The 24,342-nt window shown below is 70.1% G+C and carries 21 protein-coding genes and 1 pseudogene; 16 read left to right on the top strand and 6 right to left on the bottom strand.

Going from position 1 to position 24,342, the window contains the following annotated elements; genetic code table 11:
- The first annotated feature begins 3 nt into the window (after window positions 1–3).
- Window positions 4–1,257: a sulfate adenylyltransferase subunit 1 gene (locus ACFYP0_RS08520; protein WP_124863102.1), complete on the top strand. Its 1,254-nt coding sequence runs from the start codon at window positions 4–6 to the stop codon at window positions 1,255–1,257.
- 438 nt (window positions 1,258–1,695) lie between these two features.
- On the opposite strand, the gene galK is transcribed toward ACFYP0_RS08520, so the two are convergent.
- Entirely contained in the window at window positions 1,696–2,865 is a 1,170-nt protein-coding gene (gene galK, locus ACFYP0_RS08515; protein ID WP_355493875.1) for a galactokinase, read from the bottom strand.
- Window positions 2,862–3,845 (bottom strand): UDP-glucose 4-epimerase GalE, encoded by a 984-nt coding sequence (gene galE / locus ACFYP0_RS08510; protein WP_355493876.1) that lies wholly within the window; start codon window positions 3,843–3,845, stop codon window positions 2,862–2,864. Before galE ends, galK begins: the two co-directional genes overlap by 4 nt.
- Window positions 3,846–4,039: 194 nt before the next feature.
- On the opposite strand from galE, the pseudogene ACFYP0_RS08505 reads away from it, so the two are divergent.
- From ACFYP0_RS08505 to ACFYP0_RS08480, 6 genes and pseudogenes are all read left to right on the top strand, one after another.
- Window positions 4,040–5,017 (top strand): annotated as a pseudogene (locus ACFYP0_RS08505) (hemolysin family protein); the annotation flags it as partial.
- A gap of 282 nt (window positions 5,018–5,299) precedes the next feature.
- On the top strand, window positions 5,300–6,325 hold the full coding sequence (gene trpS, locus ACFYP0_RS08500) for a tryptophan--tRNA ligase (RefSeq protein WP_355493877.1): 1,026 nt from the start codon (window positions 5,300–5,302) through the stop codon (window positions 6,323–6,325).
- Window positions 6,326–6,392: 67 nt separating this feature from the next.
- Window positions 6,393–6,920 (top strand): 2'-5' RNA ligase family protein, encoded by a 528-nt coding sequence (locus tag ACFYP0_RS08495; RefSeq protein ID WP_091394601.1) that lies wholly within the window; start codon window positions 6,393–6,395, stop codon window positions 6,918–6,920.
- A 184-nt stretch (window positions 6,921–7,104) separates the two neighbouring features.
- Window positions 7,105–8,031 (top strand): YihY/virulence factor BrkB family protein, encoded by a 927-nt coding sequence (locus ACFYP0_RS08490; RefSeq protein WP_355493878.1) that lies wholly within the window; start codon window positions 7,105–7,107, stop codon window positions 8,029–8,031.
- A complete protein-coding gene (locus ACFYP0_RS08485) occupies window positions 8,031–8,417 on the top strand; it encodes a GntR family transcriptional regulator (RefSeq protein WP_355493879.1) in 387 nt (128 codons plus the stop codon). The genes ACFYP0_RS08490 and ACFYP0_RS08485 overlap by 1 nt, the downstream gene beginning before the upstream one ends.
- 81 nt (window positions 8,418–8,498) lie before the next feature.
- Window positions 8,499–8,936, top strand: coding sequence for a hypothetical protein (locus ACFYP0_RS08480; RefSeq protein WP_030486628.1), 438 nt, complete (start codon window positions 8,499–8,501; stop codon window positions 8,934–8,936).
- 220 nt (window positions 8,937–9,156) lie between these two features.
- Here the strand turns inward: ACFYP0_RS08480 and ACFYP0_RS08475 are convergent, their stop codons facing one another.
- Window positions 9,157–10,791, bottom strand: coding sequence for a glycoside hydrolase family 13 protein (locus tag ACFYP0_RS08475; protein WP_355493880.1), 1,635 nt, complete (start codon window positions 10,789–10,791; stop codon window positions 9,157–9,159).
- 32 nt (window positions 10,792–10,823) lie between these two features.
- A complete protein-coding gene (locus tag ACFYP0_RS08470; RefSeq protein ID WP_355493881.1) occupies window positions 10,824–11,870 on the bottom strand; it encodes a LacI family DNA-binding transcriptional regulator in 1,047 nt (348 codons plus the stop codon).
- A 199-nt stretch (window positions 11,871–12,069) separates the two neighbouring features.
- Between ACFYP0_RS08470 and ACFYP0_RS08465 the strand changes: the two genes are divergently transcribed.
- The 4 genes from ACFYP0_RS08465 (at window position 12,070) to ACFYP0_RS08450 (ending at window position 16,311) form a co-directional block, all read left to right on the top strand.
- A complete protein-coding gene (locus ACFYP0_RS08465; protein WP_355493882.1) occupies window positions 12,070–13,320 on the top strand; it encodes a sugar ABC transporter substrate-binding protein in 1,251 nt (416 codons plus the stop codon).
- Window positions 13,320–14,960, top strand: a complete 1,641-nt coding sequence (locus ACFYP0_RS08460) for an ABC transporter permease subunit (protein WP_386995106.1) — start codon at window positions 13,320–13,322, stop codon at window positions 14,958–14,960. Before ACFYP0_RS08465 ends, ACFYP0_RS08460 begins: the two co-directional genes overlap by 1 nt.
- The gene (locus tag ACFYP0_RS08455; protein WP_124856394.1) at window positions 14,957–15,886 is read left to right on the top strand and encodes a sugar ABC transporter permease; all 930 of its coding nucleotides are present in this window, start codon (window positions 14,957–14,959) and stop codon (window positions 15,884–15,886) included. The genes ACFYP0_RS08460 and ACFYP0_RS08455 overlap by 4 nt, the downstream gene beginning before the upstream one ends.
- A gap of 83 nt (window positions 15,887–15,969) precedes the next feature.
- The gene (locus ACFYP0_RS08450; protein WP_355493885.1) at window positions 15,970–16,311 is read left to right on the top strand and encodes a hypothetical protein; all 342 of its coding nucleotides are present in this window, start codon (window positions 15,970–15,972) and stop codon (window positions 16,309–16,311) included.
- A gap of 71 nt (window positions 16,312–16,382) precedes the next feature.
- On the opposite strand, the gene ACFYP0_RS08445 is transcribed toward ACFYP0_RS08450, so the two are convergent.
- The gene (locus ACFYP0_RS08445) at window positions 16,383–16,673 is read right to left on the bottom strand and encodes a hypothetical protein (protein ID WP_355493886.1); all 291 of its coding nucleotides are present in this window, start codon (window positions 16,671–16,673) and stop codon (window positions 16,383–16,385) included.
- Between the two features lie 510 nt (window positions 16,674–17,183).
- Here ACFYP0_RS08445 and ACFYP0_RS08440 point away from each other — a divergent pair.
- From ACFYP0_RS08440 to ACFYP0_RS08425, 4 genes are all read left to right on the top strand, one after another.
- Entirely contained in the window at window positions 17,184–18,251 is a 1,068-nt protein-coding gene (locus tag ACFYP0_RS08440) for a BMP family lipoprotein (RefSeq protein WP_355493958.1), read from the top strand.
- A 191-nt stretch (window positions 18,252–18,442) separates the two neighbouring features.
- On the top strand, window positions 18,443–20,074 hold the full coding sequence (locus ACFYP0_RS08435) for an ABC transporter ATP-binding protein (protein ID WP_386995493.1): 1,632 nt from the start codon (window positions 18,443–18,445) through the stop codon (window positions 20,072–20,074).
- A complete protein-coding gene (locus tag ACFYP0_RS08430) occupies window positions 20,071–21,444 on the top strand; it encodes an ABC transporter permease (protein WP_124856388.1) in 1,374 nt (457 codons plus the stop codon). Before ACFYP0_RS08435 ends, ACFYP0_RS08430 begins: the two co-directional genes overlap by 4 nt.
- A gap of 3 nt (window positions 21,445–21,447) precedes the next feature.
- Window positions 21,448–22,728, top strand: a complete 1,281-nt coding sequence (locus ACFYP0_RS08425) for an ABC transporter permease (protein WP_124856386.1) — start codon at window positions 21,448–21,450, stop codon at window positions 22,726–22,728.
- Window positions 22,729–22,782: 54 nt separating this feature from the next.
- Here the strand turns inward: ACFYP0_RS08425 and ACFYP0_RS08420 are convergent, their stop codons facing one another.
- The gene (locus tag ACFYP0_RS08420; RefSeq protein ID WP_355493888.1) at window positions 22,783–23,277 is read right to left on the bottom strand and encodes a nitroreductase/quinone reductase family protein; all 495 of its coding nucleotides are present in this window, start codon (window positions 23,275–23,277) and stop codon (window positions 22,783–22,785) included.
- Window positions 23,278–23,533: 256 nt separating this feature from the next.
- On the opposite strand from ACFYP0_RS08420, the gene ACFYP0_RS08415 reads away from it, so the two are divergent.
- Window positions 23,534–24,238 (top strand): cytidine deaminase, encoded by a 705-nt coding sequence (locus ACFYP0_RS08415; RefSeq protein WP_355493889.1) that lies wholly within the window; start codon window positions 23,534–23,536, stop codon window positions 24,236–24,238.
- Window positions 24,239–24,342 lie beyond the last annotated feature (104 nt).

Raw genomic sequence — 24,342 nt, 5'->3', positions numbered from 1 at the left:
CCGATGGACCTGCTGCGGTTCGCCACCGCCGGCAGCGTGGACGACGGGAAGTCGACCCTGATCGGGCGGCTGCTCTACGACACCAAGTCGCTCTTCACCGACCAGTTGGCCGCCGTGGAGGCGGTCAGCGCGGCCCGCGGTGACGAATACACCAACCTGGCGTTGCTCACCGACGGTCTGCGTGCCGAGCGGGAGCAGGGCATCACCATCGACGTGGCGTACCGGTACTTCGCCACCCCCCGGCGCAAGTTCATCATCGCCGACACCCCAGGCCACATCCAGTACACCCGCAACATGGTCACCGGGGCGTCGACCGCGGACCTGGCGTTGATCCTGGTGGACGCGCGCAAGGGCCTCGTCGAGCAGTCCCGCCGGCACGCGTTCCTCTGCTCCCTGCTGCGGGTGCCGCACCTGGTCCTCTGTGTCAACAAGATGGACCTGGTCGACTGGTCGCAGGAGGTCTACGAGCGGATCGCCGACGAGTTCACCGCGTTCGCGGCGAAGCTCGACGTACCGGACCTGACCGTGGTGCCGGTCTCCGCGTTGCGCGGCGACAACATCGTCACCCGGTCGGACAACATGCCCTGGTACGAGGGCCCGTCGCTGCTGCACCACCTGGAGCGGGTGCACATCGCCAGCGACCGCAACCTGGTCGACGTCCGGTTCCCGGTCCAGTACGTGATCCGCCCACAGTCCACCACGGTCACCGACTACCGCGGCTACGCCGGCCAGGTCGCCTCCGGCGTGCTGAAGCCGGGTGACGAGGTGATGGTGCTGCCGTCCGGCTTCACCAGCCGGATCGCCGCCGTGGAGACCGCCGACGGGCCGGTCCCGGAGGCGTTCCCGCCGATGTCGGTGACGGTACGACTGGCCGACGAGATCGACATCTCGCGGGGTGACCTGATCTGCCGGCCGAACAACGCGCCAGCGGTGGCCCAGGACATCGAGGCGATGGTCTGCTGGATGGACGAGACGGCCCCGCTGCGGGTCGGCGGCCGGTACGCGATCAAGCACACCACCCGGTCGGCACGGGCGATCGTGCGCGGGCTGCACTACCGGCTGGACATCAACTCCCTGCACCGCGACGAGTCCGCCGACGAACTACGGCTCAACGAGATCGGCCGGGTGCGACTGCGCACGACGGTGCCGCTGCTGGCCGACGAGTACCGCCGTAACCGCACCACCGGCGGCTTCGTCATCATCGACGAGGCGACCAACCGCACGGTAGGCGCCGCCATGATCGTCGAAGCCAGCTAACCCCAACCCACCGGCTCGCCCGCCGTCCCCTGCCCGCGCGCCGGCCCCTGCCCCTGCTCGCCCGCCGGCTCACCCGCCTGCAAGATCGCGCTCGATCCAGGAAGTAGTGGCCTCGCCCGGCGGGCGAGGCCACTACTTCCATGAACAAGCACGATCTCCATCCCCGCCTCCCGTCCGGCGCCCCGCCTCCCGTCCGGCGCCCCGCCGGCGCCCTGCTCCTGCCGGCCCCCTGCTCCCGCCCGGCCCTGTGCCCCGCCGACCCCCTACCTGTGGCGGGTGATCAAGAGGGTTGCGTCAGGATTCGAGCTTGAATTGACGCAGATCTCTTGATCACCGGCTGGAGCGGGGCTGGAGCGGGGCTGGAGCCGGGGGCGGGCGGTGAGGGCAGGGGCCGGTGAGGGCGGGGTGGGGGTGGGGCCGGCGCGGGGTGGGGCGGGGTTAGGGCAGGCGGGTGGCGCCGGGGGAGGGGAGGACCGTCACGGTGCCGGGGGCGGTGAAACCTCGTTGCGCGTACGCGTCGGTCACGGCGGCGGCTACCGCGTCGGCACGGTCGGCCTCGATCAGCGCGAGCACGCAGCCGCCGAAGCCGCCGCCGGTCATCCGAGCGCCCAGCGCGCCGGCCGCCAACGCTGCCTCGACCGCGGTGTCGATCTCCGGCACGGTGATCTCGAAGTCGTCGCGCATCGAGACGTGGGAGGCGGTCAGCAGCGGGCCGATGTCGCGGACCCGGGCGGCGCGGAGCAGCGCCACCGTGTCCAGTACGCGCTGGTCCTCGGTCACCACGTGCCGGACCCGTCGCCGGGTCTCCTCGTCGTCGAGCCGCGCCAGTGCGGCGTCGAGTTGGTCGATGCCCACGTCGCGCAGGGCGGTGACACCGAGCGCACTGGCCCCGGCCTCGCAGGAGCGACGGCGGGCCGCGTACTCCCCGTCGGCGTGGCGGTGCGGTGCCCGGCTGTCGATGACCAGCACAGCCAGCCCGTCGGCGTCCAGGTCGAACGGGATGTGCTCGACCGACTCGTCGCGACAGTCCAGGAAGAGTGCGTGCCCAGCGCGGCAACGGATGGCCGCGGACTGGTCCATGATCCCGGTCGGCGCGCCCACGTAGACGTTCTCCGCCCGTTGCGCCAGCCGGGGTTGCAGTTCCGGGGCGAGCTCCAGCTCGCCGAGGTCGAGCAGGGCAGCCAGCACGGCCGACTCCAGCGCGGCCGAGGAGGAGAGCCCGGCGCCCAGCGGCACGTCGGAGGCGATCGCCAGCCGGGCGCCCGGCACCGGGTGACCGGCCTCGCGCAGCGCCCAGACCACACCCGCGACGTACGCGCCCCAGCCGGTGACCCGACCCGGCTCGGCGACGTCGTCCGCGCCGAAGGTGATCGCCTCGCCGGAGAGCTCGGACCAGGCCGTCCAGTGCTCACCGTCCTGCCGGTCGGCCGCGACGACGGTGCGCATCGGCAGCGCGAACGGCAGCACGAAGCCTTCGTTGTAGTCGGTGTGCTCACCGATCAGGTTGACCCGCCCAGGGGCCGCCCAGCGGCCGGCAGCCTCGGCACCGAACTGCGCGGAGAAGCCGGCCGCAGCCCGCTCGGCGACGGCACCGCTCGGGTGGGTCATGACTGCCCCAGGATGTGCGTGCGGTAGAACGCCCAGGCATCCCCGACCATGTCGTGCAGGGTCGGCTTCTGCGGCACCCAGCCCAACTCGTCGCGGGCCAGTGCGGACGATGCCACCAACTCGGCCGGGTCGCCCTCGCGGCGCGGCGCGACCTCGACGGGCAGTTGGTGCCCGGTGACATCGCGGACCACGTCGACGACCTGCCGGTTGGTGAAGCCGTTGCCGTTGCCCAGGTTGTAGATGCGGTGCTGACCGCCGGTGGCCGCGTCCAGCGCCAGCAGATGCGCGCGGGCCAGGTCGGCGACATGGATGTAGTCACGGACGCAGGTGCCGTCCACGGTGGGGTAGTCGTCCCCGAAGAGCTGGAGCTTCTCCCGCCGGCCGGCGGCGACGTCCAGCGCGATCGGGATCAGGTGCGTCTCCGGGTCGTGCCGCTCGCCGAGCGTGACGTCGCCGTCGAGGTGGGCACCGGCCACGTTGAAGTAGCGCAGCGACACGGCGGCCAGGCCGTGCGCGATCGCCTCGGAGGTGAGTGCCATGTCGACGGCGAGTTTGGTGGCGCCGTACGTGTTGGTGGGTGCCTTGACCGCGTTTTCGGTGATGGGCAGCTCGGTGGGGTTGCCGTAGACGGCGGCGGTGGAGGAGAAGACCATCCGGGGCACGCCGGCGGCCCGCACCGCGTCGATCAGGGCGAGCGTGCCGATGGTGTTGTTGTGCCAGTACAGCTCCGGCTTGACCATCGACTCGCCGGCGGCGATCAGGGCGGCGAAGTGCAGCACTCCATCGAACCCGGCGTCCGGGGTGACGACCTGGGCGGCGTCGTGGATGGACGCCTCCACGTGGGTGGCGTCCGGGGCGAGGGCCTCGCGGTGGCCGGTGCGCAGGTCGTCCAGGATGACCACCTGGTGACCCGCGTCCAGCAGCATCCGGGTCACCACGCTCCCGATGAAGCCGGCGCCCCCGGTGACGAGCAGTTTCACGTCGTTGCCTCCTGCCTGGCCCGCCCGGGACGTGGCCCTTCGGTGATCACACTAGGGCGGTGGCCGGCGCTCTCGCCGTCGCCACCGTCAACCCATTCCATCATAATCTCTCACGATTAAACAGAGCCGAACATCTGTGCGCCGCTCCGCCTGATCCCCGGTGCGGTGGGCCCACGGTGTCTACCATCTCTGTCATGCGGGAAGCGGCCCGTACCGGGCTCCGGCGACACGCGCGGGCACACCCCCGCCGCGACCCTGGCCCGCTCGCCCGGGCCGTCGCCCGGGTGCTGGTTCGCGCCGCGGATGGCGCCACCCGACTCGTCACCGATCTGCTCGGCACCGGTCCGACGGCCGGCCGGGAGCACATCTCCGAGGCCGATCTGCGGGACCTGGTCGCGGCGAACACGGTGCTCGACCCGGACGAGCGGCGGATCATCGACGAGGTCCTGGTGGCCGGTGCCAGTCTGATCCGCGAAGTGATGATGCCGCGCACCGAGGTGGTCTTCCTCCCGGCGCGGCTGAGCATCGTCGAAGCCGCCCGACTGGTCCGCGCCGAAACGCACACCCGTTACCCGGTCACCGACGGCACGCACGACGACGTGGTCGGCTTCGTGCACCTCCGTGACGTGCTGCTGCGCCCGGACGCCGACCCGTGCGTCACCGTCGGCGAGTTGGCCCGGGAGGTGAAGCGGCTCCCGGGCAGCAAAAGGGTGATCGCCGCGCTGACCGAGATGCGCCGGGAGGGACAGCACCTCGCGGTGGTGGTCGACGAGTACGGCGGCACGGCCGGGATCGTCACCCTGGAGGACCTCATCGAGGAGTTGATCGGTGAGATCCACGACGAGTACGACGCCACCCCGGACCCGGTGCACGCCGGCCTGCCCGCCGTGGTGGACGGCCGCCTCAACCTCGCTGACTTCGCCGAGCGGACCGGGGTGGCACTACCCGCCGGACCGTACGAGACGGTGGGCGGGTTCGTCATGGCCGCGCTGGGCCGGCTTCCGGTGACCGGCGACGAGGTGCCGGTGCCGGGTGAGCCCGCCGAGGTCGGCGCGCCCGATCCGGCCGATCTGCCGGCCGGCTGGCTGCTGCGAGTGCTCACCCTGGACGGCCGCCGGGTGGCCCGACTCGCCGTCTCCGCCGCACGCACCGAGCAGCACCGCGAGCCGAGCACCGAGCAGCACCGCGAGCCGAGCACCGGGTCGGGGCGCGAGCCGAGCACCGAGCCGGGCACCGGGCGGCGCCGCCAGTACGACGCCGCGCCGGCCTCGGCGGGCGGACCCGAGCCGGCCCGGGAGGCGGTGACGGGGCAGCACCGCCGGGTATCGGTCGGGCCGACGCGCCGGGTCGGCGCGGGCGAACCACGCGAGGTCAACACCCCGGCACCGGCGGGCCGGAGCCGACCCGCCGGCCCGTCATGACGGACCGGGTTGCTTGCTGACAGAATTATCGCCATGTCCGACGTTCCCGCCCGGCCCCGCGTCTTCTCCGGCATCCAGCCGACAGCCGACTCGTTCCACCTCGGCAACTATCTCGGCGCGGTGCGGCACTGGGTGGCGCTACAGGACACCCACGACGCGTTCTACTGCGTGGTGGACCTGCACGCCATCACCGCGGGGCATGATCCGGCGCTGCTGCGCCAGCGGACGCGGGTGGCCGCGGCCCAGCTCTTCGCGGTCGGGCTCGACCCGGAACGCAGCACCCTGTTCGTCCAGTCGCAGGTGCCCGAGCACCCGCAGCTGGCGTGGGTGCTCGGCTGCATCACCGGCTTCGGCGAGGCCAGCCGGATGACCCAGTTCAAGGACAAGTCGCAGAAGCAGGGCAACGAGCGGGCCAGCGTCGGGCTGTTCACCTATCCGGTCCTCCAGGCCGCCGACATCCTGCTCTACCAGGCCAACGCGGTCCCGGTCGGCGAGGACCAGCGCCAGCACCTGGAGCTCTCCCGGGATCTGGCCCAGCGCTTCAACTCGCTGTTCGGCGCGACTTTCACAGTGCCCGCGCCGCACATCGTCAAGGACACTGCCAAGATCACCGACCTGCAGGACCCGACCGCGAAGATGTCGAAGTCGTCGTCCTCGCCGGCCGGCATCATCGACCTGCTCGACGATCCGGCCCGATCCGCGAAGAAGATCCGTTCGGCGGTGACCGACACCGGTCGGGAGATCGTCTTCGACACCGAGACCAAGCCGGGCGTGTCCAACCTGTTGACCATCTACTCGGCGCTCAGCGGCCGCAGCATCGACGAGCTGGTGGCCGCGTACGCGGGCCGTGGCTACGGCGATCTGAAGAAGGAGCTGGCCGAGGTGGTGACGGACTTCGTCCGGCCGATCCAGGAGCGCACCCGCGGCTACCTCGACGATCCGGCGCAGTTGGACAAGCTGCTCGCGGCCGGCGCGGAGAAGGCCCGTGCGGTGGCCGCGACGACCCTGCGGTCCGCGTACGAGCGGGTCGGGTTCTTCCCGCCCGTGCGCGGCGAGTAGCTCCGCGGTACAGGTGGACGGCTCGGTGGTCGGAGGGGCGGCGCGAAGCGTGGATCGCAGTGGCGGGATGCCGCCGACCGGCGACACCATCCAGATCGGCATCGCGGTGGACATCCCCGAGCCGTGGGGTGCCCTGCTCACCCGGCGGCGGGTCGAGGCCGGCGATCCGCTGGCGGTGCCCGCGCACGTGACGTTGCTCGGGCCCACCGAGATCCGGACGGCCAACCTGCCGGCGGTCGAGCGGCACCTGGCCGCCGTCGCCGCCGCGCACCTGCCGTTCACGCTGCACCTGAGGGGCACCGGCACGTTCCGTCCGGTCACCCAGGTGGTGTTCGTCGCGGTGGCCGCGGGGATCAGTGAGTGCGAGCTGCTGGCCGCGGCCATCGCCGCGGCGCCGGGCCTGCATCGCGAGCTCCGGTTCCCGTACCATCCGCACGTCACCGTGGCTCAGGACGTGGCACCGGAGGCCCTGGACAAGGTGTACGAGGATCTGGCCGACTTCTCCGCGATGTTCGAGGTCGACGGCTTCACCCTCTTCTCGCACAGCGGGCAGGCCAGGTGGCAGCCGCGTCGGGACTTCTGCCTCGGCAACTGAAGCGCCGGCAACTGAAGCGCCGGCAACTGAAGCGCCGGCAACTGAAGCGCCGGCAACTGAAGCGCCGGCAACTGAAGCGCCGGCAACCGGACCGCCAGCACCTGAAGCACCGGCGACGCGCCGGCCGGCGAGCATCGGGAGCCGGTTGCCACTACAGCGGTGGGAGATCGGCGAGGATGATCGCGTGAACGTGATCGGCCGGATCGAGGCGGGCATCGACCGCTGGGTGGGCGCCGCGCGCCACCGGTCGGGGCTCTTCGATCATGTGTGGCGGGCCGGCGTGCTGTACGGCGAGGTGCTGGCCGGCCGGTTGGCCGCCGCCATCGCCTACTACGGCTTCTTCGCCGTGTTCGCCCTCGCCCTGGTGGCGTTCTCCATCTTCGGGGCGATCCTGGAGGACAACGACGAGGTCAGCGCGGCGGCGGCCGACTTCCTCAAGGAGAATCTGCCGTTCCTGGACGCCGAGCAGATCGCCAACTCCAGCGGCACTGTCGGTGTGGTCGGCCTGGTCATCCTGGTCTTCACCGGGATCGGTTGGGTCGAGGCCATCCGCTCCTCGCAGCGGTTGATGTACCAGCTCAACCAGCAGCCGGGCAATCTGGTGGTGCGGCGGCTCGTCGACCTGGGGGTGATGATCGGCGTCTTCGTGCTGCTCGGCGTCTCGGTCGCGGCGGTGGACGCGTTGGAGTCGCTGCTGCGTTTCCTGCTGCGCAGCACCGGGTCGGTGGGTCTGACCACCATCAGCGCGGTGCTCAGCGTGCTGGTCAACACCGTGCTCGCCACCGCGTTGCTGCTGGCCGTGCCCCGGCTGCGGATGAGCCGCTCCCGGCTGCGCCCGGTGGTGCTGCTGGTGGCGGTGGGCATCACGCTGTTGAACACCGTCGGGCGGTACTACGTGGTGCGGACCGAGCGGAACCCGGCGTACACAGTGGTGGCCGGCGCCGTCGGTCTGCTGCTCTACCTCTACCTGCTCAACCAGCTGGTGCTGTTCGGTGCGGCGCTCCTGGCGACCAGCAACAACGGCCGAGTGGTGGACCTGGCGGAGGCCCCCGCCCCGCCGAAGGGCGTCGACGAGGGCATCGACCCCGGTACGCCGGGCGGTGCGGGCTGATGACGGAAGGCGTACAGGTGCTGATCTCGGTCGACCCGGACTCGTCGGTGCCCCCGTACGAGCAGGTGCGCGTGCAGCTCGCCGAGCTGATCGGCGACGGCCGGTTGCCGGTGGGCAGCCGACTGCCCACCGTGCGGCAGCTCGCCGCCGACCTGCGGTTGGCCGCGAACACGGTGGCCCGCGCCTACCGGGAGCTGGAGGCGGCCGGGCTGTTGGAGACCCGGGGGCGCAACGGCACCTTCGTCGCCCCCGGACGGGACGACGCCGTCGACCGGTTGCAACGGGCGGCGGCCGGCTACGCGGCGGAGGCGGCCCGGCTCGGCGTGCCGCCGGCCACCGCGCTCGGCCTGGTCCGCGCAGCCCTGGACGCGGTCCGCCCCGGCTGACCGGCCGCCGATCGACCGTCGGACGGGCGATAACCGAGCAGAACGGCGTCGTGGCTCGCGTTCGCGGACCATGATGAGCCGGTGGGCGCACTCATGACACTGGACCTGCCGGCGGACTCACCCCTCCTCGGCCTGCCATGGATCATCACTTTCGGTCCGCTCGGTGATCTCGACGAGTGGGAGCCGGTGGTCTGCGGGCCGTACGAGCGACCGCACGCGTTGGCCCTGGCCGAGGCGGTGGTGGCCGAGGAGCAGTTGATGGCCGTGGTGGAGCCGTTGCTGCCGGCGCTGTCCGCCGACGAGATCCGCAGCGAGATCGCCGCCGCGCAGGTCGCCGCCGAGGACGAGGCCCGCCAGGTGGAGGGGGCCGACCTGTACGGGGACTTCGAGGACGTGATCGACGAGGAGTTGGACGCGGCAGCCGACGAGGCCGGCCACGGTGAGCCCGTCGAACCGCCGGACGAGGCGGAGGTACGCGCCGGCTTCACCCGGATCGCGGCGTTGTTGACCGCGAAGTGAGACGTCAGCGGGTCGGCACGCGGTCCAGCACGCAGTGCCCGATCCGGTACCCCCGCCATCTGCGGATCCAACCATCGGCGGCTCACGGACACCGGCGCCACGCGGAGCGGACTCCGCGCGGCGCCGGTGGCACCTCACCCCCCACCACAAGGGGCCGGTAGCCCAGTCGCCCGTCGGCGCGGGGCACGACGAACGACCAGGTCGAGAACGAGTTACCCGTTCAGCGCCGTTCCAACCAGACTGCCGCGTCAATTGGCAGCAGTTGGCCGGAGCCCTGTTCGGTGAGCTCGTCGCTGGCGACGAGCGGCTGGCCGTACCCGTCGATCAGGACCGGCGCGCCGCTGAAGTTGACCACGCAGGTCAGCACGGTCGCGCCTGCGGAGCGGGAGAAGGCCAGTACGCCCGGCTCGCTCTCCCGCCAGGTGACCCCGTCGGCGTCGAGGGCGAGCGCGGGATGAACGTGGCGGATCCGCAGCGCGGTCCGGTACAGCTCCAGGGTCGAGCCGGGCACGTCGGTCTGCGCCGTGACGGACAGCGCCTGCCAGAGCGCCGGGGCGGGTAGCCAGCTCAGCTCACTGCCGGCCGGCCCGAAGCCGTACGGGGCCAGCTCGCCGCTCCACGGGATGGGCACCCGGCAGCCGTCGCGGCTCTCGCCGGTGCGCAGGAACGCCGGATCCTGGCGCAGCTCGTCGGGGAGGTCGAGAACCTCCGGCAGGCCCAGTTCCTCGCCCTGGTAGAGGTAGGCGCAGCCGGGCAGGGCGAGCATCAGCAGGCTGGCGGCCCGGGCTCGGCGCAGCCCTTCGACGCCGTCGCCGTACCGGGTGACGTGTCGCTGCTTGTCGTGGTTGGACAGCACCCAGGTGGTCGGCGCTCCGACGACGGTCGCCTCGGCCAACGCGGTGTCGATCACCTTGCGGAACGAGTCGGCCGACCAGGTGGCGTCGAGGAAGTCGAAGCTGAACGCCTGATGCAACTCGTCCGGGCCGATGTAGCGGGCCAGGCGCTGTGGCGTCTCGGCCCACGCCTCGGCGACCGCCATCCGACCGCCCGGGTAGCTGTCCAGGATGGGTCGCCAGGCGCGGTAGATCTCGTGCACCTCGTCCTGGTCGAAGTACGGCAGCCGGCCCTTGCCGAGCAGTTCGACCTGGCGCTGGCCGGTGGTCATCGAGCTGAAGCCGACGTCCGGCAGCCCTTCCGCCTTGATCATGCCGTGCGCCACGTCGATCCGGAATCCGTCGACGCCCCGGTCGAGCCAGAACCGCAGCACGTCCTCGAACTCGGCGCGGACCTCCGGGTGACGCCAGTTCAGGTCCGGCTGCGACGGGTCGAACAGGTGCAGATACCACTGACCGTCAGCGACCCGGGTCCAGGCGGGGCCGCCGAAGATGCTCTCCCAGTCGTTCGGGGGCAACTCGCCGTGCGCGCCCTGACCGTCGGCGAAGAGGTAGCGGGCCCGCTCCGCTGAGCCAGGGCCGGCGGCGAGCGCCGCGGTGAACCAGCGGTGCGCGCTGGAAGTGTGGTTGGGCACCAGGTCGACGATGATCCGCAGGCCAAGGGCGTGCGCGTCGGTGATCATCGCGTCGAAGTCGGCGAGGGTGCCGAACATCGGGTCGACGTCCCGGTAGTCGGCCACGTCGTACCCGCCGTCGATCATCGGCGAGGTGTAGAAGGGGGTCAGCCAGAGCGCGTCCACCCCGAGGTCGCGCAGGTACGGCAGGCGCTGCCGGATGCCTTGGAGGTCGCCGGTGCCGTCGCCGTCGCTGTCGGCGAAGCTGCGGACGTACACCTGATAGACGACCGCGGAACGCCACCAGTCGTCGTCGGTGGCGTGCGGCGCGTTGGCGGGGCTGATCATTCGAGCAATATGCCGGTCCGCCGCTGCAAGAGTCAAGCAGATCTTGCGTAAGAAAGGCGTGCGGCACTCGGCGCGACAGCGGTGGAGCCGCGCACCACCAGCTCCGGGCGGAACAGGTACTCCGAGTGCGGGGCGCCGTGCCCGTTGATCTCGTCCACCAGCGCGCGGACGGCGGCCACCGCCATCGCGGTGACCGGTTGCCGCATGGTGGTCAGCGGCGGGTCGGTGAAGGCCATCAGCGGGGAGTCGTCGTAGCCGACCACGGAGAGGCCCTCGGGGACGTCGAGGCCGCGTTGGCGGGCGGCCCGGATCGCGCCGAGCGCCATCAGGTCGGAGCCGCAGACCACACCGGTGACGCCGCGGTCCAGCAGGCGGCCGGCCGCCGCCTCGCCACCCTCCACTCCGAACAGCGACAGCTCGGCCAGCGGACCCAGGTCGGCTTCGGCGACGCCGGCCAGCCGGGTCATCGCGGAGCGCCAGCCGGCCACCTTGCGCTGCACCGGGACGAACCGGTCCGGGCCGGTGATCAGGCCGATCCGTCGGTGTCCGAGCGCGACCAGGTGGGCGACGGCCAGTTCGGCCGCCTCCCGGTCGTCGCAGGAGACGAAGGGCGCGCCGATGCCGGGCACGTACCCGTTGATCATCACGACCGGCAACGGCCGGGCGAGCAGCGCCCGGTAGCGGTCGTGGTTGGCGGCCGTGTCGGCGTGCAGACCGGAGACGAAGGCGATCCCGGAAACCTGCCGGTCCAGCAGCATCTCCACGTACTCGTCCTCGGTCACGCCGCCGGCGGTCTGGGTGCAGAGCACCGGGGTGAACCCGCTCTGCGCCAGGGTGGACTCGATGACCTGGGCGAAGGCGGGGAAGATCGGGTTGTCCAACTCCGGCACCACCAGGCCGACCAGCCCGGCGCTGCGCTTACGCAGCCGGGCCGGGCGCTCGTACCCGAGCACGTCGAGGGCGGTGAGGACGGCCTGCCGGGTCTCCGGGGCCACGCCGGGGCGGTCGTTGAGCACCCGCGACACCGTGGCCTCGCTGACTTCGGCCTGCTGGGCGATGTCGGACAGTCGAGCGCGCATGGCGGCACTTTAGCCCACCGGCAAGTTCTTGCGGGGTGCTGTGCAAGCTCTTCCATTACTTGCAACGTCTTGCTAACGTCCCCGCAACATGCGAGAGCAGCGGCGCAGCATCCCTGCGCCGGTTGGCAAAAACTTCCAGAGCTTTCCACTGGCGGGCCGCCCTTCCCCCGGCGGACCCGCCATGACGACAGGAGCACCGATGCGCATCCGTACCGCGGGTGTGGTCGCCCTCTTCGCCCTGGCGCTCGCAGCCTCAGGCTGCGGTGGCGACAGCGACGAGCCGGCCGCGAAGGACACCCCCAAGGCCGCCGGCGGCAAACTGGTGATCTGGGCGGACGACAAGCGGACCGCCGCCCTCAAGCCGTTCGCCGAGAAGTTCGGCCAGGAGAACGGCGTCACCGTCGAGGTCCAGGCCGTCCCGAACGAGGACCTTCAGAACAACTTCGTGACCGTGTCGAGCCAGGGCGGCGGCCCGGACGTGGTGATCGGCGCGCACGACTGGATCGGCAACCTGGTCCAGAACGGTGCCATCGACCCGGTGCAGCTGTCCGACCAGCAGAAGGCCGCCTTCAACGAGACCGCCGTCAAGGCCGTCACGTTCAACGGCCAGCTCTACGGCGTGCCCTATGCCCAGGAGAACCTGGCGCTGATCCGCAACACCGAACTGGCCCCCGAGGCACCGAAGACGATCGAGGACCTGGTCGCCACCGGCAAGCAGCTCAAGGCGCAGAAGAAGGTAACCGAGACGCTCTGCCTCCAGGTCGGCCAGAAGGGCGACGCGTACCACATCTACCCGCTGTACACCTCGGCCGGCGGTTACCTCTTCGGCACCACCGCGAACGGCGACTACGACCCGAAGGACCTGGGCGTGGGCAAGCCGGAGTCGATCGCCGCGTTCAAGAAGATCGCCGCGCTCGGCGAGAAGGGCGAGGGCGTGCTGAAGCGCTCGATCGCCGACACCAACTCGACCGCCACCTTCACCGGCAAGAAGTGTGCCTTCCTGGTCTCCGGGCCGTGGGCCACCGCCGACGTGAAGAAGGCCGGCATCAAGTACGACGTCTCCGCCGTTCCCGGCTTCGCCGGCGGCAAGGAAGCCGCGCCGTTCGTGGGCGTCCAGTCCTTCTACGTGGCGGCCAAGGGCAAGAACAAGGCTCTCGCCCAGGAGTTCGTCGCCAACTACGTCACCACGCCGGAGCTGGCCGTGGCGCTCTACCAGGCCGACCCGCGCCCGCCGGCGCTGACCGCCGCGCTTGACCAGGTCAAGAGCAGCGACCCGGACCTGGCCAAGTTCATCGAGGCCGGCAGGAACGGTCAGGTGCTCCCGGCCATCCCGGCCATGGCCGCGATCTGGGACCCGTTCGGCAAGGCCGAGGCCGCCGTCATCGGCGGTGCCGACCCGACCAGCACGGTTACCGCGGCCGGCAAGACGATCGCCGGTTCGATCAAGTAATGAGCACACCGCTGTCCGGCCCGGGGCCTGCCCAGCAGGCCCCGGGCCGGGGGCCCGTCCGCACCGGGTCCCCGCGCACCACCCGTACCGCGCGGAACCACGCGCCGATCACCGCGACCGGCCTCGCCGCGAAGGTGATCCTGCTCGGCCTGGTGGCCGGGATCGCGATCTGGGCGGCCTTCCCGCTGGTGGCGGCCGAAAAGTGGGTCGGGCTGGCGGTGCTGGTGCTGACCACCGCCGCACTGTTCTATCTGTACGTGGGCCGCCGGCACGTCCCGGCGAAGTACCTCATCCCCGGCACGCTCTTCCTGATCGCTTTCCAGGTCGTGCCGGTGCTCTACACCGCGAGCACGGCCTTCACCAACTTCGGCGACGGCCACCGCGGCAGCAAGGACGACGCGATCGTCGCGATCCAGAGCTCCTCGGTGAAGCAGGTCCCGGGGTCCACCCAGTACCCGTTGTCGGTCGCCACCAAGGGCGACCCGGCCACCGGTGCCCTGGTCTTCCTGATCACCAAGCCAGGAACCGACACGGTCTCCGTCGGCGACGCCGGGGGCCTTCGCCCGCTCGATCCCGGCGCGGCCACCGTCGGCCCCGGCGGGAAGGTCACCGCGGCCGACGGCTACACCGTGCTGAACTTCGGCCAGGCCAGCGCCCGCAGCAAGGACATCACGGACCTGGTGGTGCCGACGGCCGGAGGCGCGCTGCGCTCGTCCGGCCTGTCCCGGGCGTACGAGGGCAAGGCCGTCCGGGCGTACGACGCGGGCTGCGACTGCGTCAAGGACAGCGACAGCGGCAAGACCTGGACAGCGGACGGCGAGGTCGGCGCGTTCGTCGCCGCCGACGGCGAACGGCTGGCCCAGGGTTGGAAGGTGAACGTCGGGCTGTCCAACTTCACCCGGGTGCTCACCGACGAGCGGATCTCCGGGCCGTTCCTCGGCACGCTGATCTGGAACTTCGCCTTCGCCATCGGCTCCACCGCCGGCACGTTCATCCTCGGCATGTTGATCGCCCTGGCGCTGCACTCGCCCCGAATGCGGGGCACCAACCTCTACCGGATGTTGCTGATCCTGCCGTACGCCATGCCGTCCTTCGCGATGCTGCTGGTCTGGCGGGACATGTTCAACACCGACTTCGGGCTGATCAACAATCTGTTCGGGCTCAGCGTCGACTGGTTCGGGCAGGACTGGTCAGCCCGCGCCGCGGTGATCCTGGTGCAGCTCTGGCTCGGCTACCCGTACATGTTCCTGGTGGCCACCGGCGCACTACAGGCCATCCCGCGGGAGTTGACCGAGGCCACCTCGGTCGACGGGGCGTCGCGCTGGCAGTCGTTCCGGGCGGTCACCCTGCCGCTGCTGCTGGTCGCGCTCTCGCCGCTGCTGATCTCGTCGTTCGCGTTCAACTTCAACAACTTCAACGCGATCTACCTGACCACCGAGGGCGCGCCGTTCCCGGCGGACAACCCCAGCAACGGCGCCACCGATCTGCTGATCACCTACACCTACCGGCTGGCGTTCGGTGGGCAGGCCGCACAGTTCGGCTTCGCCGCGGCCATCTCGCTGTTCATCTTCGCCATCGTCGCGGTGGTGTCGGCGGTCAGCTTCCGGCGGACCCGCCAACAGGAGGAGGTGTATTCATGACCATGCTCACCGGCGCCGCCGTCACGGGCGGCGCGAACGGCCCGGCGACGGTCGACCGCAACGCGGGCAGGCGTAAGAAACGATGGTTCGCCGAGGTCGGCTGGCGGCACCTGGTCGGCCTGCTCGGCGTGCTGTTCAGTCTCTTTCCGCTCGTGTTCGTCGTCTCGGCGGCGCTCAATCCGCTCGGCACCCTGTCGTCCACCGAGTTGGTGCCGACCGGCGGGGTGTCGTTGGAGAACTTCGGGAACCTGTTCGCGCGCACCGAGTTCGCTGACTGGTTCCTGAACTCGCTGCTCATCGCCGGTGGGGCCGCGTTCGCCTCGGTCTTTCTCTCCGCGCTCGCGGCGTACGCCTTCTCCCGGATGCGGTTTCAGGGGCGACGGGTGGGGTTGCTGTCACTGCTGTTGATCCAGATGTTCCCGCAGTTCCTGGCGATCGTTGCGATCTTCCTGATCTTCGGCACGATCACCGACCTGTGGCCGGCCATCGGCTTCAACACCCCGTGGGGTCTGTTGCTGCTCTACCTGGGTGGCGCGCTGGGCGTGAACACCTGGCTGATGAAGGGCTTCTTCGACACCCTGCCCCGGGAGCTGGACGAGTCGGCCACCGTGGACGGCGCCTCACACGCCCAGGTCTTCTTCCGGATCATGCTGCCGTTGGTGGCGCCGATCCTCGCGGTGACCGGGCTGCTCGCCTTCATCAACACCATCAACGAGTTCCTGATGGCGAGCGTCTTCCTCACCGACACGGACGCCAAGACCCTCGCGGTCGGCATGCGGGGCATGTTGCAGGGCGGCGAGCGGAACACCAACTTCGGGATCTTCGCGGCCGGCACCCTGCTGACCGCGATCCCGACGGTGCTGGTCTTCCAGTTTCTCCAGCGGTACATCGTCTCCGGCCTCACCTCCGGCGCCGTGAAGGGATAGGTCGACCGTGGCCGGGCGGCCTGGACGCGCCGAACGGCCACCCCACTACTACAAAGTGTCGTTGATAGGGGAGGATGGGCGGCGTGGAAGCACTCCGACTCATCCTTCTCTACGTCCATCTGATCGGGTTCGCCCTGCTGCTCGGTGGCTCGATCGCCCAGTACGCCAGCGGTCGGCTCCGGATCAACCAGGCCATGCTGTGGGGCGCGGTGATCCAGTTGCTGACCGGGCTCGGCCTCTCCGCGCCGCTGCGCGACGGCGACGAGCCGGCACCGGCAAAACTTGTGACGAAGTTGGTGATCGCGCTGCTGATCTTCGTCATGGTCTTCTTCTCCCGGAAGCGGGACGTGGTCAACCGCGGTCATTTCCTCGTGATCGTCGGTCTGACCCTGGTCAACGCGGCGGTCGCGGTCTTCTGGCGGTAACGTCCGGGACGGCTACCGGCGACAAAGTCGATCCCCCGACCGAGGTGCTGGTCGGGGGATCACCGTGCTGACTACTTCTTCTCGATCAACGCGTCGACCAGGTATGGGTACGACGAGTCGCATCGCGCTATGGAGTACTTGTTCGTGCCGGCGGGCAGCCAGGAGCCGTACTTCCAGACCCCGTATCCGTACGGGGTGGGGGAGCAGTAGGCGGCGGTCCGGAAGGAGCCGGTGCCGGCGAAGCAGTTGGAGTAGGCCTCACCGGGCGTCGTGATCCACGGATATTTGGTGAGCTGGCAGTTCGTCGGAGCGGCCTGAGCGGGACTTGCTGCCCCGACCAGTCCGATTCCCGCCGTCGCCACAGCCAGGGCCGTGGCCGTCGTCAGGCGCGCAATCAAGGTCCCCCGTAGACGCACTTGTCCTCCTGATGCTCATGCCGAGCCGTCGAAGGCATCGGCGAGGACCTTTATCCCACACCGTCGAGGGCGCACGCACTGACCCGGAGTACATTCTTCAATAAATGCCGCATTTCATCTGTCTTCAGTAAGATATTCACGAGATGCAAAGAAGCCCTACTGTCTCGCTAATGGCGTAAATCGGCGTGAAAACCGGATACCGGGCTAAGCGGGCACGTAGTTCCCGGCTGCGCGACCGGCCGGGATCGTTCCGTAGTGACCTGCCCCACCCGATGGTTGCGCACAGGTAACAGCCGCTCAACAGTCGTGCACGATTGTCGGCCGGTGGGTGGGCGCGGGCGTACGCTCCCGTCCGTAACGTGGGACAGCCGGCGGCATACCGCAGGTCGGCTGATGGATGCCACCGCACTAGGCGCGGTGTGTAGGGAAGGAGACGTCTTGCGCTCGGTGCGTGGGATGCGGATCGCCTCGATCTTCGCGGTGGGTGGGCTCGCGCTCACCGCCGCCGCTTGTGGCGAGGCGCCCAAGGATGACAACAACGCCGGCAGTGGCGCCAAGAAGTTCAGCGCCTGCATGGTGACCGACGTCGGCGGCATCGACGACAAGTCGTTCAACGCTTCGGCCTGGAAGGGCCTGCAGGAGGCCAAGGCCGCCAACGACAACATCGACATCAAGTACGTCGCGTCGAAGGCCGAGGCTGACTACGAGCCGAACCTGACGCAGTACGTCAACCAGAAGTGCGACTTCATCCTGGCGGTCGGCGGCCTGATGGCCAACGCCACCTCGAAGATCGCGAAGGCGAACCCGAACCAGGAGTTCGGCATCGTCGACGCGAACCCGGGTGACCCCAACGTCTACCCGATGCAGTTCGACACCGCCCAGGCCGCGTTCCAGGCGGGCTACCTGGCCGCCGGGCTGAGCAAGAGCGGCAAGGTCGGCACCTACGGTGCCGTGCCCATCCAGCCGGTGACCATCTTCATGGATGGCTTCGTCGACGGCGTCGCGTACTACAACACCACCAAGAAGAAGAACGTCCAGGCGCTGGGCTGGAACAAGGAGACCCAGAAGGGCTCCTTCTCGAACGCCTTCGACAAGCAGGACGAGGGCAAGAAGGTCTCCGACGCGCTGGTTGCCCAGGGCGCGGACATCATCATGCCGGTCGCCGGCGGCTCCGGCCTCGGCACCACCGCCGCGGCCAAGGCCTCGGGTGGCAAGTACAGCACCATCTGGGTGGACGTCGACGGTTGCGAGAGCACCCCCGACTGCTCCGCGATCGTCACGACGGTGGTCAAGAACATCCCGGATGCCGTCAAGGAGGCCGTGGTGAAGGCCGCCGCCGGCGACAAGCTGCCGGCCAAGCCGGGCTTCGTCGGCACCCTGGCCAACAACGGTGTCTCGATCGCCCCGTACCACGACTTCGACAGCAAGGTCCCGGCCGAGCTGAAGGCCGAGGTCGACAAGATCAAGGCGGACATCGCCGCTGGCACCATCACCGTCACCTCGAAGGCCCAGCCGACCAAGTGACAACCGGCCGGCCGCTCCGGTGAGATCATCGGGGGGGCCGGCGGGGGGCAGGTACGACCCGATCGGCCGCTCCGGCTCTGCGGATACCCCGCGGGGTCGGAGCGGCCGATCGCGCACCACGGCGGCCGGTCCGGTCCGGCCGGTACGACGGCAGCTAGGCTGCACCATCGCTCGCACTCCAGGAGGTTGCGCTGAGACTCGAACTGCGCGGCATCACCAAGCGGTTCGGTGATCTGGTCGCCAACGATCACATCGACCTGACGGTGGAGCCTGGAGAGATTCACGCCCTCCTCGGCGAGAACGGCGCGGGCAAGTCGACCCTGATGAACGTGCTCTACGGGCTCTACCAGCCCGACGAGGGCGAGATCCTGGTCGACGGCAAGCCGCTGAAGCTGAAGGGCCCGTCCGACGCGATCGGGGCCGGGATCGGCATGGTGCACCAGCACTTCATGCTGGTGCCGGTCTTCACCGTCACCGAAAACATCATGCTCGGCGCCGAGCAGATCAGGGGCGGCATCGCCGGCTTCCTGGACCGGCGGCGGGCCCGGCGCGAGGTCACCGAGGTGTCCGAGCGCTACAACCTGCGGGTCGACCCGGACGCGGTGATCGAGGACCTGCCGGTCGGCATCCAGCAACGCGTCGAGATCGTCAAGGCGCTCACCCGCGACGTCGACCTGCTCATCCTGGACGAGCCGACCGCTGTGCTCACCCCCCAGGAGACCGAGGAGTTGCTGACGGTCATGCGGTCGCTCAAGGCGGCCGGCAAGTCGATCGTCTTCATCACCCACAAGCTCGGCGAGGTCAAGGCCATCGCCGACCGGATCACCGTGATCCGACGGGGAAAGACCGTCGGCACCGCCTCGCCGGAGGCCAGCCGGGACGAGCTGGCCGCGTTGATGGTCGGGCGCAACGTCCGGCTCACCGTGGACAAGACCCCGGCCACTCCGGGCGAGCCGGTGCTGGAGGTGGCCGGGCTCGTCGTCGACGACGACCGGCAGATCCGCGCGGTCGACGGCGTCGACCTGACCGTGCGCGCGGGCGAGGTGCTCGGCGTGGCGGGCGTACAGGGCAACGGTCAGACCGAGCTGATCGAGGCGATCATGGGCCTGCGCCCGGCGCTCGCCGGCACGATCAGCCTGGCCGGCGACCGGATCAACGGCTGGAAGCCCAAGAAGGTGCTCCGGGCGGGCGTCGGTTACGTGCCCGAGGACCGCAGCGTGGACGGCCTGATCAAGGAGTTCACTGTCGCGGAGAACCTGGTGCTGGACATCTACGACCGGCCGCCGTTCGGTGCCGGGCTCGCGCTGAAGCCGGACGCGATCGCCGCCTCCGCGAAGGAGCGGATCGAGCAGTTCGACGTTCGTACCTCATCGGCCGACGCGGCGGTGGGCACCCTCTCCGGCGGCAATCAGCAGAAGGTGATCGTGGCCCGGGAGCTGTCCCGGCCGCTGAAGCTCTTCATCGCCGCCCAGCCGACCCGCGGTGTCGACGTCGGATCGATCGAGTTCATCCACAGCCAGGTCATCCGCGAACGAGACATCGGCACCGCCGTTCTGGTGGTCTCCAGCGAACTCGACGAGGTGATCGGGTTGGCCGACCGGATCGCGGTGATGTACCGCGGCCGGATCATCGGCATCGTCGGCCCGGACACCCCGCGTGAGGAGATCGGTCTGCTGATGGCCGGCATCAGCCCAGACGCGGCCCACGACGCGATCGCAGCACCCGCCGCCGACAAGCCCGGCGCGACGACCGCCGACAGTCCCGGCGTGGCAGATGGGAGCCCGGCGAGCGACGCAGGCTCCGCGAGCGAGGACGAGGCATGACCAACCCCAACCCGCAGTCGGGCTCCCCGGACAAGGAGCCGGCGAGCGAGGCGCAGGCCGCGCAGAACGCGCTCGGCAACACCGAACGGGCCGAGGTGGCCACCGAGCCGGACCGCTCGGTGGCGAAGCCGGGCCCGGAGCCGGAGCCGAAGCCGAGCCTGGGCCGGTTGTTCCTGGACAACCTCTGGGCGGCCAACACCTTCACGGTGACCCTGCTGTCGTTGGTGCTGGCGATCGTGGTCGGCGCGGTGCTGATGATCATCTCTGATCCCGACGTGCTCTCCACCTACTCGTACATCACCTCCCGCCCGTCCGACGCGATCAACTCCAGTTGGACGCTCGTCAGCGAGGCGTACGCGAACCTGTTCAAGGGTTCGATCTTCGACCCCGAGGCGTTCTCCGGCTGGTTGAACGGCGCCAACGGTTGGCAGGCGGTGCTCGCGCCGATCTCGGAGACGCTGACCTACGCGGCGCCGCTGGTCTTCACCGGTCTGTCGGTGGCGCTGGCCTTCCGGGGCGGCCTGTTCAACATCGGCGCCCAGGGCCAGGCCACCATCGGCGTGATCATGGCGGCGCTGGCCGGCTTCCTGCTGCCGCTGCCGCCCGGCCTGCACCTGCTGGTGGCGGTGCTGGCCGGCGCGCTGGGCGGAGCGATCTGGGGTTTCATCCCCGGCATCCTCAAGGCCCGTGCCGGAGCACACGAGGTGATCAACACGATCATGCTCAACTACGTCGCCACGTACTTCCTCACCTGGTTGATCGTGCAGAACGGCGTGCAGGACCCGAACCGTACCGACGCCATCAGCAAGGCGGTGGACAGCTCCGCCCAGCTGCCCCGACTGCTCGGCGACAACCTGCGGGTGCACGCCGGCATCCTGCTCGCCGTGCTGGCCACCTGGGCGGTCGCCTGGCTGCTCAACCGCTCGACGCTCGGCTTCGAGCTGCGCGCGGTCGGTGCCAACCCGGACGCCGCCCGGACCGCCGGCATCAGCGTCACCCGGACGTACATCCTGATCATGGTCTTCGCCGGAATCCTGGCCGGCCTCGGCGGCTCGAACATGGTGCTCGGCTCCACCGCCAGCGCGTTGACCCCGCTGGTGGTCGCGCAGATCGGCTTCGACGGCATCCTGGTGGCGCTGCTCGGGCGGGTGAAGCCCTGGGGTGTGCTGCTGGCCGCGCTGTTGTTCGGTGCGCTGCAGGCCGGTGGTAACCGGATGCAGTCGTACTCCGGGATCTCGCTGGAGCTGGTGACCGTGCTCCAGGCGCTGATCGTCATCTTCATCGCCGCACCGGCCCTGGTGAAGGCGATCTTCCAGCTCCGGGCCGCGCGCGCCGCCCGGTTGCAGACGAGCCTGGCGAAGGGCTGGTAACTCATGTCCACCATGGCTGTCCCCGACATCGCGGTCGCCCCGGTCGACGAGGGCTTCTGGACCCGCAGCCGGAAGGTCGGTCTCACGCTGCTGGCGCTCGGCCTGCTGTCCGCGGTGCTCTTCGGCGCGCTCGCCACCGACCAGCAGGCCCGGTTCACGCTCAGCGACGACGCGGCCGGCACCGCGTTGGAGATCAACGGCACGATCGGGGCGATCCTGTTCGGGATCATCACGATCGCCGCCGGCGCGGCGCTGCTCGCCGGGGTGCCGAAGCGGTGGTTCCTTCCCGTGCTCGGCGTCGGGCTGGTCGCCTTCGTGCTGTCGTTCCTCTGCTGGCAGGTCTCCGCCGCGCCGACCGGGCAGAACTTCATGCCGCTGGTCAACATCATCCGGGGCACGTTCATCCTGGCCCTGCCGCTGATCTTCGGCGCGCTCGCCGGGGTGCTCTGTGAGCGGTCCGGCGTGGTCAACGTGGCCATCGAGGGCCAGCTGCTGATGGGCGCGTTCAGCGGGGCCCTGTTCGGCAGCATCTCCGGCAGCGTGTGGGTGGGCCTGGTCGCCGCCGCCATCGGCGGCGCGTTCATCTCGCTGCTGCTGGCCGTCTTCGCCATCCGCTACCTGGTCGACCAGGTCGTCATGGGCATCGTGCTGAACCTGCTGGCCGTCGGCGTCACCGGCTTCCTCTACGAGCGGCTGATGCAGACCGACGCCGCGAAGTACAACAGCGCGCCCCGCTTCAGCAACTGGGAGATCCCGCTGCTGAAGGACATCCCGGTACTCGGGCCGGCGTTGTTCCGCGGCAACATCTTCCTCTACCTCGGGCTGCTCCTGGTCCTGGTGATCCACATCGGGCTGTTCCGCACCCGGTGGGGGCTGCGGACCCGCTCGGTCGGCGAGCACCCGATCGCCGCAGACACGCTCGGCGTCAAGGTGCTGCGGGTCCGCTACCGCAACGTGCTCCTGGCCGGCGTGGTCGCCGGCATCGGCGGGGCGTCCTACACGCTGGCGCTCTACTCGTTCACCAAGAACATGATCGGCGGCAAGGGCTTCATCGCCCTGGCCGCGCTGATCTTCGGCCGGTGGAACCCGACCGGCGCTCTGCTCGCCGCACTCTTCTTCGGCTTCGCCGACCAGCTCGCCACCTACCTGGGGGCGATCAACAGCGTCATCCCCAGCCAGTTCCTGGCCATGCTGCCGTACCTGGCGACCATCCTGGCGGTCGCCGGGCTGGTCGGGCGGGTCCGGGCACCGGCCGCCGACGGCAAGCCGTACATCAAGGGCTGACACCCGAGCTGTGCCCGGCGGGACTCCCGTCGGGCACAGCGAGGTCCGCGCCAGTCAACTCACGGGTGCCGTCTCGATACGGAACGCGGGGTACCGTGCCGCGATTGCCGCGAACTCGGACAGGGGCGCGTGCCGGTCGACGGGGAGATGCGGCCGGGCTCCGGGGACCGTCGCCAGATACCGCTTGAGAATCGGTGCACGCTCGTCGATCGGCACCTCGACCAGCCGGCAGACCCGGGTACGCCTGTGCCGAATGGTCACCAGGCCGTCGGCCGCACGTACGTTTCGGACCCAGTTGCAGTTCTCGCCCAGCATCGACACCAGATACCAGTCGCCCTGCCAGTCGGCCATACCCAGCGGGAAGCGGGTGATCCGACCGGTTCGGCGTCCCACGACCTCCAGCGTCACCCACCGCCTCGGGTGCAGGCCGGCGCCGTACACGGCCGCCCACAGCCGGGCGAACCGGCGGGCCGCCGCATTACCGCGGCCCCCCGCGTACATCCGACGAAGAGTGTCCTCGGACAACGGCCAGCTCCCCAACTTCGCCATCACATGTCTCCTCGGTCGCACGTGTCGATCCTCGGCTTCAGGGTTGGCTGACTTGAGCGGAAGATGCAGGGCCGAACGTCCCTTTCACCCCGAGCCGGCAGTCCTCGGCATTGCCTTCCGCTGTGGTGACGCCTGACCGCTGCTTGCGCTGCGGTGGCGCGGCCGATGAGTCGGGCTCACGCCCGGCGCGGCTGCGCCCGCCCGTGGACCCGGCCCTGCCCGCTTCTGACCTGGGCTGCTTGGGCAGAATGGCGGCATGACCGACATTGACTGGGCACGGTTGCGCGCTGCCGCCATCGAGGCGATGCGGCACGCGTACGCGCCGTACTCGACGTTCCCGGTTGGCGCGGCCGCGCTGGTCGACGACGGCCGTGTGGTGGTCGGCTGCAACGTGGAGAATGCCGCGTACGGGGTGACGCTCTGCGCCGAGTGCGGGGTCGTGTCCAGCCTGCACGCCACCGGTGGCGGCCGGCTCGTCGCGCTCTCCTGCGTCGACGCGACCGGCGAGCCGTTGATGCCGTGTGGTCGCTGCCGGCAGCTGCTCTGGGAGCACGGCGGGCCGGAGTGCCTGATCGAGAGCAAGAGCCGCCCACTGCGGATGGCCGAGCTGCTGCCGCACGCCTTCGGCGTGGAGGACCTCGAAGCCGTCACCGGGGAGACACCGGTGCCGGTGGTCCCGGAGCGGCTCGCCGCCTGGCGCGGGCGCGGCACCGTCTTCGTGCACCCGGACATGTCCGCCGGTCAGCAGGTCTGGACGGCGTACTGGGAGCGGTCGGCAGGCGACGACGCCGGCGCCGAGACCGGGGTGCTGGAGGAGGCGCCGAGCTGGGACGACCCGGCCGAGGCGATCACCTGGGGCCTGGCCCGGACGCCCCGGGTGGTCGTGGTGGACGCCACCGGCACGATCTTCTGGGCCGGTGAGGGTGAGCCGCCTGCTGAGATCCCGGTGCGGTGGTCTTAGTGGTTGCGGTTGGGGCCGGGGCCGACCGTGCCCGGCTCCGGGCGGTCAGGGCATGTTACAACAACCGGTGGCCTTTTGAGCCGGAGCAGCGTTTTGGCTGAACC

The sequence above is a fragment of the Micromonospora arida genome (genome assembly GCF_042873195.1).
Lineage (GTDB): Bacteria > Actinomycetota > Actinomycetes > Mycobacteriales > Micromonosporaceae > Micromonospora > Micromonospora arida.
The sequence above is the reverse complement of the archived record's forward strand: the minus strand, read 5'-3'. Positions and strand labels throughout refer to the sequence as shown.

Excerpts from the sequence above, each read along its gene's own strand:
- ACFYP0_RS08520 (WP_124863102.1), top strand. The coding sequence starts at position 4 with ATGGACCTGCTGCGGTTCGCCACCGCCGGCAGCGTGGACGACGGGAAG.
- galK (WP_355493875.1), bottom strand. The coding sequence starts at position 2,865 with ATGACCCACCCGAGCGGTGCCGTCGCCGAGCGGGCTGCGGCCGGCTTC.
- trpS (WP_355493877.1), top strand. The coding sequence starts at position 5,300 with ATGTCCGACGTTCCCGCCCGGCCCCGCGTCTTCTCCGGCATCCAGCCG.
- ACFYP0_RS08495 (WP_091394601.1), top strand. The coding sequence starts at position 6,393 with ATGCCGCCGACCGGCGACACCATCCAGATCGGCATCGCGGTGGACATC.
- ACFYP0_RS08485 (WP_355493879.1), top strand. The coding sequence starts at position 8,031 with ATGACGGAAGGCGTACAGGTGCTGATCTCGGTCGACCCGGACTCGTCG.
- ACFYP0_RS08475 (WP_355493880.1), bottom strand. The coding sequence starts at position 10,791 with ATGATCAGCCCCGCCAACGCGCCGCACGCCACCGACGACGACTGGTGG.
- ACFYP0_RS08470 (WP_355493881.1), bottom strand. The coding sequence starts at position 11,870 with ATGCGCGCTCGACTGTCCGACATCGCCCAGCAGGCCGAAGTCAGCGAG.
- ACFYP0_RS08465 (WP_355493882.1), top strand. The coding sequence starts at position 12,070 with ATGCGCATCCGTACCGCGGGTGTGGTCGCCCTCTTCGCCCTGGCGCTC.
- ACFYP0_RS08460 (WP_386995106.1), top strand. The coding sequence starts at position 13,320 with ATGAGCACACCGCTGTCCGGCCCGGGGCCTGCCCAGCAGGCCCCGGGC.
- ACFYP0_RS08455 (WP_124856394.1), top strand. The coding sequence starts at position 14,957 with ATGACCATGCTCACCGGCGCCGCCGTCACGGGCGGCGCGAACGGCCCG.
- ACFYP0_RS08440 (WP_355493958.1), top strand. The coding sequence starts at position 17,184 with ATGCGGATCGCCTCGATCTTCGCGGTGGGTGGGCTCGCGCTCACCGCC.
- ACFYP0_RS08430 (WP_124856388.1), top strand. The coding sequence starts at position 20,071 with ATGACCAACCCCAACCCGCAGTCGGGCTCCCCGGACAAGGAGCCGGCG.
- ACFYP0_RS08425 (WP_124856386.1), top strand. The coding sequence starts at position 21,448 with ATGTCCACCATGGCTGTCCCCGACATCGCGGTCGCCCCGGTCGACGAG.
- ACFYP0_RS08420 (WP_355493888.1), bottom strand. The coding sequence starts at position 23,277 with ATGGCGAAGTTGGGGAGCTGGCCGTTGTCCGAGGACACTCTTCGTCGG.
- ACFYP0_RS08415 (WP_355493889.1), top strand. The coding sequence starts at position 23,534 with ATGACCGACATTGACTGGGCACGGTTGCGCGCTGCCGCCATCGAGGCG.